Origin of the sequence: Undibacterium sp. YM2 (genome assembly GCF_009937975.1) — a bacterium.
In the GTDB taxonomy this organism is placed as follows: Bacteria; Pseudomonadota; Gammaproteobacteria; order Burkholderiales; family Burkholderiaceae_D; genus Undibacterium.
Genome location: NZ_AP018441.1, coordinates 14,554 through 26,402 on the forward strand (window position 1 = coordinate 14,554; position 11,849 = coordinate 26,402).

Genomic DNA, 11,849 nt, shown 5'->3' on the forward strand with positions numbered 1-11,849 from the left:
ATGACCGCGATGGCTGAAACGATCACTCCAAAAATTGAAACGCCCTTGCAGCGTTTCTTGCGCGACTTCTTTGCCAGCCGCATCGCCAGCTTGGGCAGTTTGATTTTAGTGCTGCTGGTCTTGCTGGCGATATTTGCACCGCTGATCTCACCGCAAAACCCCTATGACCTGATGGCGCTGGATGTCATGGATTCACGGCTGGAACCTGGCAAACTCTCTGCCGATGGCAAGCACACGTTTTTGCTAGGCACCGATGAGCAGGGGCGCGATATGTTGTCGGCCATTTTCTATGGTTTGCGTATTTCGCTCATCGTTGGTTTTTCCAGTACTGTGATTGCGCTGGCAATTGGCCTCAGCCTGGGCTTGTTGGCGGGTTATCTGGGGGGGCGTGTTGAATCCCTTATCATGCGTATTGCTGACATACAGTTATCTTTTCCCGCCATCCTGATCGCCATGATTTTGCTGGCGCTGACAGGGCAGGGCGTAGGCAAGATCATCATCGCGCTGGTGCTGGTGCAATGGGCCTATTATGCGCGCACGGCCCGCAGTGCGGCATTGGTGGAAAGACAGAAAGAATATATAGAAGCCGCAGTCGGCCTGGGCTTGTCACCGGCACGCATTATCTGGCGTCACTTGCTGCCTAACTGCCTGCCACCATTGATCGTCATCGCAGCCTTGCAGGTGGCGTCAGCGATTTCGCTGGAAGCGACGCTCTCATTTTTGGGCCTGGGTTTGCCAGTGACTGAACCCTCGCTGGGTTTGCTGATCGCCAATGGTTATCAATACCTGTTGTCCGGCAAATACTGGATCAGTTTTTATCCCGGCCTGGCCTTGTTGCTGACGGTGGTATCCATCAACCTGGTGGCTGACCATTTGCGCGATGTGCTTAACCCGCGCTTGCAGACGCAATAGGTAAAACAGGTGGAACACACAACATGACAATCGCGACTCTGGAAGTGCAAAACCTGCAGACTGAATTTGCCAGCCGTGCCGGTACTGTACGTGCGGTGAATAATGTCAGCTTCAGCGTGCAGCCTGGGCAAATCATGGGCCTGGTCGGTGAATCTGGTTCTGGCAAATCCATGACGGCTTATTCCATCATGGGCCTGATCGATCCTCCTGGTAAAGTCACGGCGGGCAAGGTCTTGTTCAAGGGCCAGGACTTGCGCAGCATGTCGGCAGAAGCCATGCGGCAAATCCGTGGCAACCGCATCGCCATGATATTCCAGGACCCGATGATGACCCTGAACCCGGTCTTGCGCATCGATACGCAAATGATGGAAACCATCTTTGCCCATCAACAGGTCAGCCGCGAAAAAGCACGCGACATGGCACGCGCCGCACTGGTCAAGGTGGGCATACCCTCGCCAGATGAAAGACTACTGGCCTATCCTCACCAGTTTTCTGGCGGCATGCGGCAAAGGGTGGCAATCGCCATTGCACTTTTGAATGAGCCTGAGCTGATTATTTGTGATGAACCGACTACCGCACTTGATGTGACCATACAGGGCCAGATCCTGTATGAAATGCAAAAACTCTGCCGCGAATCTGGCACGGCATTGATCTGGATTACCCATGACCTGTCCGTCGTGGCTGGCCTGGCTGATACTGTCGCCGTCATGTATGCTGGCAAGAAAGTCGAGAGCGGCAGCGTGCAACAAGTATTGGAGCAGGCTATGCATCCCTACACCCACGGCCTGATCGCCTCATCACCATCACGCAACCTGCATGGGCAAAGCTTGCGTCAGATACCGGGGGCAACTCCATCCTTGCTGAATTTGCCGCAAGGCTGTGCATTCCGCCTGCGCTGTGAACGTGCTACTGCAGTTTGTGAAAAGGACCCGGTGGCAGAAAATCTGCAAGGCCACAGTGTATTGTGCTTCCATCCCATGCACGCAGTGGCTGAGGTGACGCATGACTGATATCCGCCAGTCAGCCTTGCTGGAACTGCGCCAGGTCAGCAAGCGTTTTGCCAAACCTGTGGCACTGACAGATAAGCTGACCCAGCTATTTGGTGCTGAAAGCAAACAGCAAATCGTCCACGCCGTTGATCAAGTCGATTTGAGCCTGCAAGCGGGTGAAGTTGTCGGCCTGGTCGGTGAATCCGGCTGTGGCAAATCTACACTGGGGCGCATGGCCGTGGGCTTGCACAGTTTGTCTGATGGTACACGCTGGTGGCGTGGTGAAAACCTGGCACACATGGACCAGGCCAAACGCAAGCAAATGCAACTCGCCGTGCAAATGATATTCCAGGACCCATATGCCTCGCTGAACCCGCGCCTGCGTGTGCAAGACATCGTCGGTGAAGCACCGGTCGTGCATGGCATCATCAAGGCCGCTGAACAACAGGAATATGTAGAACACGTGCTGCAAAAAGTAGGGCTGGACCCGGCTGTGCTGAAACGTTTCCCGCACCAGTTCTCTGGCGGCCAGCGCGCCCGCGTCGGTATCGCCAGGGCATTGGCTGTCAAGCCTGAACTGCTGGTATGCGATGAGGCGGTAGCGGCGCTGGATGTGTCTATACAGGCACAAGTTTTGAACCTCTTCATCAAACTGCGTGATGAACTGAACTTGACTTATCTGTTCATCAGCCATGACCTTGGCGTGGTCAGGCATGTGTCTGACCGTGTACTCATCATGTACCTGGGCCGCGTAGTTGAATCCGCCGCGACGACAGAAATTTTTGAGCGACCTAATCATCCCTACACGCAAGCCTTGCTGGCATCTGCCCCCAGGCTGGAAGTGCGCAAGATGGAATACATCGCCATCAAGGGTGAAATTCCTTCCCCGCTTAATCCACCGACTGGCTGCCATTTCCATCCACGCTGCCCGCATGCGATGCCCAGGTGCGTGACTGAGCAGCCAGCATTCAAGGAAGTTGCGCCATCACATTTTTCAGCTTGCCATTTAAATACCTGATTGTTATCTTGTGGCGTTTTATCTATTCATGAGTCACAGGAATGGTCGATGCGCTGTTTGACAAATGATAAAGCCGGAGAGTCGAATGCCTGAAAAAAAATGCCCCGCATGTGGTTTTGCCGTCTTTAACCGACGCTATGCCAAATGCGAAAAGTGCGGCATTAGCCTGCCTGAAACTATCGTCATGTCCAGGCAAGAATTGCGCGATATTCGTGAACGTGAAAGGCAGGAAGAAGAGGCTGCCGCAGAGTTGAAGAGAAAACAGGCGAGGCGTTCGGCAAACCAGTCAGGCGATGACAATGACTTTGATTTTGACGTCGGTAATCTGGCCGATGCCGATGATGGTTCTGCCTGAAACATGCACAGTCTGCGCATATTTCAGGCGTCATGTTTTCGAGCTTAGTGTGGGTACTCTGAAGGAGTAACACTGTCTATGTAAATCACTGCATCATAGGCTTTGGCTGGAGTAATCGCCTCTGGCGTCGTACCCCAATAGCGTGCATAGCCTGGCGCGAACATCCAGCTATTACTGGCATCCGGTTTTGCTTGAGAAAAATCAACAAAACTCATTTTCAAACGGCCATTCGCGAGTATGCTTTCCATGCCACCTGCTGGTGGCGCTGCAATTTCAGTATAGTTTTCCTTGCCGTAACTACCCAGAACACCGCGACCCATATACAGACCTATAGTGTACATTTCTTTGCGGCGCTTTTCTGCCATCCATACACCCATGGTTTTTGCGTGGGCTTTGTCTGCCCAGTCATTGGCAATATGAAAATTATGGGCCCAGACGACGATCTTCTTTTGTGGATAGACAGTGTCGGCCAGGAAGTTCAGGTTCTCTGCCATGCGCTGGTCGCGCATTTCTGTGTATTCATTGCTCATGGGGGCGAAGGCCATTTGCTGACTGAAGCTTAGCCTTGATCTGGCTTCCTGTATCGTCATATCCACCATATATGCCGGAAATTGCTTTACCAGTGTTGTGCGGTTCTTGAATAGCGTATCTGCGATGAGCTTATAGTGCTGAGGCAAATCACTTGCCGCAGTCACCGGTATTTGCTTGTTGAGCAGGGCATTCAATTTCTCTTCTATGCCATCCACTTGCCCGGCCAAGGCTGGGTCTATCGTCTGTAGCATGGACTTGAACCTGGCGATAACGTTTTGATGACCCAGATAACCGCTGTCCTGATTATCAAATCCGGCAAGTATCAGGCGGGGTTTGCCTGCTGCACCCTGCTTGAGGTAATTGAACAAGTCCAGGGTTTCATCAGTGGCGATGGTGCCAAACTGGCTGCTGAGCATGGCTTCAAGTGCAGACGTTTTATCGAGATTGGCATAAGCTGCATCGGCCGCAGTCATTGATGCTTCCATGGCGATGAGTTCAAATCCCATTTCCTGATGCAGGAATTTAATCAGACGTGTTTTCATCCAGTTGAATTCTGCAACGCCATGGGCGCTTTCACCGAGTTGCACGATGCGTTTGTCTTTCAACAAGGGCTTCAGGAATTGCAGGTCGCTGAAGTCATCGCTAAAAAGCGAGCGCAGGCTGTGGGTGTTTTTTTGTATGCCTGCCTGCCATGCGGGTTGTATGGTTGGGATCAATCCAGCAGGCAAAGCAAGGCTCTGATCATCCAGCAATTGCATGGACTTTTGTGGACGTGCTGGTTTTTTTATTTCCGCGATATCAGGCACCACAATACTTTCATCGACCTCCAGTTTTATATCATCAAACCAGGCCGTACCTTCGCCCACCAGGCCTACCCCAAAATGTACCAAGGCGGCATTGGCTGCCACTGGCACTTTAATCTCAAAGCGTTGCCAGTCCTTGCTGCCAGTAGGGCCACGCTTGGCCAGTATGGCCTCTGCCACGGCTTTCTTTAATTTACCATCAACCTGGAACAAGAGTTCTGCGCGGCCATTGTTGACATCTCTGGTTTTGATCCAGCCAGACAAGCGCAAGGGATGACCACCTATCGTGCTGGCGACCAGTGTTTGCCCTATGGCTGTCATCGCGCCTTTTGGGGTCTTTGCATTACTTGCTATCCTGACTGAACATTTACCTTCTTTCGCCAGCTCACAGTCCGCACTGACGGTATGTGCTTCCATCAGCATCTTCCAGCCAGACGGCAGGCTTGGCCCTGCTTGCCATTCTTCAAAGCCAAGATTGCTTGTTGCCAGATCTGCCGCACTAGCCGTGGTGGCCACGCAGGAAGAGGCGAGCGCCAGGCCAATACAAGCAAGAGGTTTGCCGGATTGCTGGAGCAGGGAGTGCAGGCGTAAAAATGACATGGATGGTGTGGAGTGTAGTCTGCCAGGAAAATAGATAGGACTTACGCAAAACTGCCCCAGCTGCGTTGTAGCTCCTAGCCGTACTAAAGTACTGTCTTCGTCGCTACGCCTTGCTGGGACAATTTTGAGTAAGTCCTAATAGAAAATCTTTTTGATAAGAAAAATTTCCTTATTGCCATTATATGCCGGACTAATGAATGACCTGACTGGAATAATTTTGCAAATTACATTTCCCGGCTACTGTGATGCCAAACTCGGGCCACAGTCAGGTCATAGTCAAGCGACAGCGAGGCAGACATATGCGAAAACCATGGATAAGGTGAGAGATATCTGAAACAGTGATAACGATTATGTCAAAAATAAAGAAGACTTATTTGCTGCGGTGCGATAAAGTAGTACCTGTCTCCTCCAACACCTCCTAAGGTTTGGATTTAACCCGCAACCGCAAGGTCGCGGGTTTTTTTTTGCTTTTTTAATTTTTTCCCTCTACAGCATTTAAATTCCACGAATATTGTAATTCTATGCAGAAATATTCTATGCGCCCTGATATGTGTTTTGTGAATGATTGATATGCATAAATAGATCTTGGTAAATTTGTTGCGCTGCGATATAGTTACACCTGTCTCCTCCAACACCTCCTAAGGTTTGGATTTAAACCCGCAAAGTTTGCGGGTTTTTTTTTGCCCATTTTTTGTCCGCCCTTCTTTGCGCAACTGGTGCGCTATCCGCCCTCGTCTTGTATGGTCAGGGTATTGATTTGTTAGAATGATATGATTACTGTCATGTCAATTCCTTTTCAGAACTTCATGCTCTTGCAACGCCAACTCATCTCCCGCACCCTCATTTGTATGATGCTGTCTGCTCATTACTTGTTTGCAGAGGCGGCGCAGCCAGACAAATCTGAGCAGGTAGCAGTTTCACAAGCAGCAATTTCACAAGAAGTACTAGTGACCAAGGAAATGCGCGCGGCATTGCAACAGTTTGTCAGCCACTATGCGGGCAATGCAAAAGCCAAGCCTCAGCATATTTATATTGCGAGCGTCAAAACCGAGAGTGGTGAGAATACTTTGTATGCGTATTGGAAAGAGGATCAGTCCATCCTCCTCATGAATTTCTTTACGCAAGCAGTGGAAGAAGAAGGCTTATCGTGGCTGCATCATAAAGCCAGGGTAGATTTAAAGACTGATGTTGTCGCCACCGAAGCAGAGATGAGTGGCAGTAACTACCTCGTCACCAGGGCCTGGGCTGACAATATCATCCAGGCTTGTCGCGAGCGCGGGCAAGTTCTGGTGTTCAAGGCTATGCCTCGTCGCAACAAATCAGCATTAAAGCCGCATTGAAGTCGCATTGATAACAGCCAAATGCTGGATCTGCCTCAGCTGTTTTGCACACAGAATGTCAGTTTGAGTATTCACTCTAGAGATGGATAAAACATAACTGGTATCTATGCTGTGGCTTTGTTTTCCTAAGAGAAAAATTCAGTGGTATTTGTTGTTGCAGAGATATTCAAAATATGTATACCTGATATATGGATAATAAAGCATACAGATATGCTGCACCGCATTAAAGTAGTACCTGTCTCCTCCAACACCTCCTAAGGTTTGGATTTAAGCCCGCTAATAGCGGGCTATTTTTTTGCCTGGAAACTTGAGAAATCAGCTCAGTGATTTATTCAGCGATATGTATATGCCGCTTGATATGCTTGAGATGGGCAACAATGGTGAAGGTCATGATAACCAGTAAAGACCACGAACTCCATTTGCCCACATGCACGGTTGACCAGGCACCCAGTTGATTCGGGTAGCGCCAGATACCAAAGAAGGTGCCCATATTTTCTGCCAGCCAGATAAAGAAACCGATCAGCACAAAGGAAAGCAGCAAAGGCATGCTGCGGTCACGGTCCAGCGGGCGAAATACCACCGATGAACGCGCATACAAGCCCAGCGCACAGGCTGCCAGATACCAGCGATAGTCACCGATATAGTGGTGAGTGAAAAAATTCAGGTAAATCAGTATGCCTATCAGGCCAGCCATCCAGTAAGGTGGATGATGGCGTATGCGTAAATCAAACAGGCGCCAGGCCTGGATGATGTAGCTACCTATGCTGGCATACATGAAACCACTGAACAGCGGCACCCCCCATAGCTTGGTATAGCCAAATTCAGGATAAGCCCAGCTCTGTATCTGGCCCGATACCTTGAACACCTCCAGCGCAAAACCTACCATGTGGAACAGGGTTACGGCCTTGAGTTCATCGACGGTTTCCAGCTTGCTCCAGACCATGCCAGCCTGTATCAGCAAGGCAATCACAAACAGCACATCGTAACGCGGCAAGCCAAACAGGCCAGCTTTTGGCACGATCAATATCGAGGCAAAGAACAGGCCGACAAACAGGCAGGAACGTACCTCCTTGATACCGAAATACCAGAACTCCAGTAAAAAACGACGGAAACCTGCCAGGTTTTCAGGCTGGGGAGGTTCGATAAGGAATTGGTCTATGGATTGCAGGCGCATGGGCTGTATTGTAACAAGCCTGCTGCGCTTGTCGTCACGAAGATGAGATGCTTGCCTTTGTTACAGGGCACTTACACAGCATTTAATGAGCACTTATTTGCGCATCTATCTGAACACTAATTGCTTGTTGCGAAAAAGACTATGTTGTTTAATTGATGCGTAATAGAACATATACTAAAAGCAGTATATCTAAGCTTGAAAAATTGCTGACAATCGTAAGCGAATTTGAAAAATGATTTAGTGTAAATGCAAAGATGGCACGTCACTTGCATTCCTTAAATCAGTTTCAGCGTTGAACCAGAATAATGGGCATCCACTTGCCCGAGTATTATGCATCCGGAGAATAAAAGTATGACGCAGTCGGCGCAATTTAGTGACTACCCTCGCGACCTCATAGGCTATGGCCGCCATGTCCCGCATGCGCAATGGCCAGGCCAGGCCAGGATAGCCCTGCAATTTGTCCTGAATTATGAAGAAGGCGGCGAAAACTGTGTACTGCATGGTGACCGTGCGTCTGAGCAGTTTTTATCCGAGATCGTCGGTGCGGCAGCTTATGAAGCGCGCCATATGTCGATGGAATCTATCTATGAATATGGTTCCCGCGCTGGTGTCTGGCGCATCTTGCGTGAATTTGAAAAACGCCAGTTGCCGCTGACAATATTTGGTGTCGCCATGGCCTTGCAGCGCCATCCTGAACTGACCCAGGCTTTTGGTGAACTCGGTCATGAAATCGCCTGCCATGGCCTGCGCTGGATACATTATCAAGGCCTCGATGAAGCCATAGAGCGTGAACACATGCAGCAAGCCGTGCAAATCATGCGAGAGCTGACTGGCAAAGCACCGCTGGGCTGGTACACCGGGCGCGATTCGCCGAATACCCGCAAGCTGGTCGTCGAGCACGGCGGCTTTGCCTATGATGCTGATTACTATGGCGATGACCTGCCTTTCTGGACACAAGTGACGACCAGCGATGGCCAGCAGCATCCCCACCTGGTTGTGCCCTACACCCTGGACAGCAATGACATGCGCTTTGCTACGCCCCAGGGTTTTAATACGGGTGAGCATTTCTATGATTACCTCAAAGACAGTTTCGACCTCCTGTATGCCGAAGGTGATCCTGAGGGCGACAATGCACCAAAAATGCTATCCATAGGCATGCATTGCCGCTTGCTGGGGCGACCCGGACGCTTCCGCGCCTTTCAGCGCTTCCTTGATTATGTGCAATCGCATGACAAGGTGTGGGTTTGCCGTCGCATCGATATTGCCAATCACTGGAAACAAGTCCATCCCTATGTAGCTAAATAAAACCAGCGCCTGTTGACCGCGCAGTATGTATCCAAATCCTGCCTGCCCAAGATTAAGCTGACAAAGTTTGATTTGCCACCACGCTGAAAAAAATCGTTGTTAAACCTGAGAGAAGGAAAAAAGATGAAAATGCAAATGAAATCACTGGTTTTGGCAGTCGCTTCTTGTTTGTGTGCAGGCAGCGCGCTGGCGCAATCCAGTGTTACCGTGCAAGGCCTGATGGATTTGTCGGTAGGCTCGGTCAAAATGAGTGGCGACAAGGCCAGCACGGCTGCCATCACACCCGGTGGCATGACCACGTCCTGGTTTGGTTTTAAAGGAGTAGAAGATCTCGGTGGTGGCCTCAAGGCAGAATTTGCATTGACTGCCTTCCTGCGCCCCGATACCGGTGAGTCTGGCCGCTTTGGTGGCGACACCCTGTTTTCTCGCGATGCCAATGTTGCCTTATCTGGCAGCTTTGGCCGTGTCTCGCTGGGGCGTGACCTGGCGCCGAGCTTCTTGCCCGTCGTGATTTTCAATCCCTTTGGTGATTCTTTCGACGTTTCGCCTCTGGTGTTGCACTGGTATGTACCATCGGGCGGTTTTGCTTCGCGTACCTGGGCCAATTCTGCAGCTGGTGACTCTGGCTGGAGTAATGAAATCATTTACAGCACACCCAATTTCTCAGGTTTCAGTGCCAATATGCATTATCAGTTTGGTGAAAAAGCCGGTGATACTGGCACGCGCAACATAGGCCTGAATGCCTTGTACTTCAACGGCCCACTGGCACTGAGCGCCTTCTATCAAAAAGTCCAGGTATCAAATCCCCTTGGTGGTTCGGCGATTGTTGATGCTACGTCAGCCCCTGTGAATTTTGCCTCCATCAATAACCAGACCGCTTACTTTGTTGGTGCCAGCTATGACCTGACTGCAGCCAAACTGTATGCGACTTATACCTCCAGCAAAAATGACAATGCCGCTGGCAAGCAGATGGATGACAAGATTTATAGCCTGGGTGCCAAGATACCCGCAGGTGGTGGCGACATTCTGCTGGCTTATGCAAACACCAAACGCAATGGCACACTGACCGCCAATACGGAATACAAGCGCGATACCCTGTCGGCTGGTTATGACTACAACCTGTCCAAGCGTACCGACGTCTATGCAGTGCTGATGAGTGACAAGATCAGTACGGCTGATCGCGCCACCAGTGTTATTGCTGGCATACGTCACAGATTTTGAGTTGCATAAGTTAACTTGCTTGAGTTGACTTGCTTAAGCTGACAAAAAAACCGCATATTGAAAGATTTGCGGTTTTTTTTCTATCCACTGTCACAAACGCCAACTCTGATTCGTCTTATCATCATGTACCTACCGGATACCATCATGATGAACCGCCTGCAAAGCTTTACTGACCATAGACCCCGATTGTTTGGCATTGCCTATCGCATGCTGGCTTCGCGGGCCGAAGCAGAAGACCTGGTGCAAAACACCTATCTGCGCTGGCATGCGCTCAGCGATGAAGAGTTATTGCAAATCCGCGAACCCCAGGCCTGGCTGGTGACTGTCATCAGTCGTCTTTGCGTGGACAGATTGCGGGTACTCAAGCGCGAACGTGAAAACTATACCGGCCCGTGGTTGCCAGAGCCCATGATAGAAGTCGATGAGCAGACGCCAGAGCTGATGGCAGAATTCAGTAGCGATGTCTCGCTGGCATTTTTGACGATGCTGGAACGATTATCTGCGGAAGAACGTGCTGCCTTTCTTTTGCACCAGGTATTCGACGTCGATTACCCGGAAGTGGCAGGCATGCTCAACAAGACGGCAGCCGCCTGCCGCCAACTGGTACACCGTGCAAAAGAAAGGGTGCTGCAAGAAAAACCGCGCTTTGCGGTCAGTCGTGATCATCACAGGCAATTGCTGCAACGCTTTAGTCTGGCGGCACAAAGCGGTAATTTAAAAGAGCTCAGTGCCTTGTTTGCCGATGATGCGCAAATGATAGGTGATGGTGGTGGCAAGGTCGCCTCCGTCAACCGTATCCTGCATGGCGCGGCTCGCATCGCACGCCTCTATCATGTGGTTGCCAGAACTTACCCGCAACGCATGCAGTTTGTTGAAGTCAGTATCAATGGCGAACCCGGTTTGCTGCGCTTTATCGATGGCAAACTCGATGCGACTATCTCCATCGTTACAGATGGTGAAAAAATCCTTGATCTGTACACCATACGCAATCCGGATAAATTGCAGGCATATCAGGGCATGACTTTACCATCGCAAAATATTTAAGAAATTATTCAAGCAAGCTGTCACAAACCGGTTTTCTCCAGCGTCTTATAGATGAAGAAAGCAATTTCGCTGACTCATTCAAAAACTGGAGAATTTCATGGCACTCAAACTCAATTTCCCTGGCCTGGCACCTGCTGCTTATCAAGCTCTTGCTGGCGTCAACACGGTGCTGGATGCCAGCAGCCTGGGCAAATCCCTCATCGACCTGGTGTTCTTGCGGGTATCGCAAATCAATGGCTGTGCCTTTTGTGTCGATAAACATGCGCATGATTTGCTCGAACACGGCGACAATTTCCAGCGACTCAACAGCCTCGTATGCTGGCGCGAAGCACCATGTTTCAGTGAAAAAGAAAGGGCTGCACTGGCCTGGAGTGAAGCACTGACAGGCATCGCAGGCAAGCATGTCGATGAAGAGCTGCAACAGGAATTGCCTAAGCACTTTACTGAAAAAGAACTGGTGGATCTGGCGTTTGTCATTGGCCTAATGAATGCCTGGAACAGGGTGGCGATAGCTTGTGGGAAGAGTTTCAGCGTGCGCTAATTCGTAGCAGTAGTCG

Annotated in this window: 11 protein-coding genes; 9 read left to right on the forward strand and 2 right to left on the reverse strand. The window is 50.4% G+C overall.

Going from position 1 to position 11,849, the window contains the following annotated elements:
* Positions 1-9 precede the first annotated feature (9 nt).
* The 4 genes from UNDYM_RS00055 (at position 10) to UNDYM_RS00070 (ending at position 3,274) form a co-directional block, all read left to right on the forward strand.
* Positions 10-912 (forward strand): ABC transporter permease, encoded by a 903-nt coding sequence (locus tag UNDYM_RS00055; RefSeq protein WP_162039181.1) that lies wholly within the window; start codon positions 10-12, stop codon positions 910-912.
* 23 nt (positions 913-935) lie between these two features.
* A complete protein-coding gene (locus UNDYM_RS00060) occupies positions 936-1,922 on the forward strand; it encodes an ABC transporter ATP-binding protein (protein ID WP_162039182.1) in 987 nt (328 codons plus the stop codon).
* Complete coding sequence (locus tag UNDYM_RS00065; RefSeq protein WP_162039183.1) at positions 1,915-2,919, forward strand: ABC transporter ATP-binding protein; 1,005 nt, start codon at positions 1,915-1,917, stop codon at positions 2,917-2,919. The genes UNDYM_RS00060 and UNDYM_RS00065 overlap by 8 nt, the downstream gene beginning before the upstream one ends.
* Before the next feature lie 85 nt (positions 2,920-3,004).
* A complete protein-coding gene (locus UNDYM_RS00070; protein WP_162039184.1) occupies positions 3,005-3,274 on the forward strand; it encodes a hypothetical protein in 270 nt (89 codons plus the stop codon).
* A gap of 44 nt (positions 3,275-3,318) precedes the next feature.
* Here UNDYM_RS00070 and UNDYM_RS00075 read toward each other — a convergent pair whose 3' ends face one another.
* Positions 3,319-5,208 (reverse strand): erythromycin esterase family protein, encoded by a 1,890-nt coding sequence (locus tag UNDYM_RS00075; RefSeq protein ID WP_162039185.1) that lies wholly within the window; start codon positions 5,206-5,208, stop codon positions 3,319-3,321.
* A 782-nt stretch (positions 5,209-5,990) separates the two neighbouring features.
* Between UNDYM_RS00075 and UNDYM_RS00080 the strand changes: the two genes are divergently transcribed.
* Positions 5,991-6,548 (forward strand): hypothetical protein, encoded by a 558-nt coding sequence (locus UNDYM_RS00080; protein WP_162039186.1) that lies wholly within the window; start codon positions 5,991-5,993, stop codon positions 6,546-6,548.
* Positions 6,549-6,876: 328 nt separating this feature from the next.
* On the opposite strand, the gene UNDYM_RS00085 is transcribed toward UNDYM_RS00080, so the two are convergent.
* A complete protein-coding gene (locus UNDYM_RS00085; RefSeq protein WP_162039187.1) occupies positions 6,877-7,722 on the reverse strand; it encodes a DUF817 domain-containing protein in 846 nt (281 codons plus the stop codon).
* Positions 7,723-8,073: 351 nt separating this feature from the next.
* On the opposite strand from UNDYM_RS00085, the gene puuE reads away from it, so the two are divergent.
* The 4 genes from puuE (at position 8,074) to UNDYM_RS00105 (ending at position 11,833) form a co-directional block, all read left to right on the forward strand.
* Entirely contained in the window at positions 8,074-9,027 is a 954-nt protein-coding gene (puuE, locus tag UNDYM_RS00090) for an allantoinase PuuE (protein ID WP_162039188.1), read from the forward strand.
* 123 nt (positions 9,028-9,150) lie between these two features.
* Positions 9,151-10,248, forward strand: a complete 1,098-nt coding sequence (locus UNDYM_RS00095) for a porin (RefSeq protein ID WP_370529423.1) — start codon at positions 9,151-9,153, stop codon at positions 10,246-10,248.
* 147 nt (positions 10,249-10,395) lie between these two features.
* Positions 10,396-11,292, forward strand: a complete 897-nt coding sequence (gene sigJ / locus UNDYM_RS00100) for an RNA polymerase sigma factor SigJ (protein ID WP_370529498.1) — start codon at positions 10,396-10,398, stop codon at positions 11,290-11,292.
* Between the two features lie 97 nt (positions 11,293-11,389).
* Positions 11,390-11,833 (forward strand): carboxymuconolactone decarboxylase family protein, encoded by a 444-nt coding sequence (locus UNDYM_RS00105; RefSeq protein ID WP_162039190.1) that lies wholly within the window; start codon positions 11,390-11,392, stop codon positions 11,831-11,833.
* Positions 11,834-11,849 lie beyond the last annotated feature (16 nt).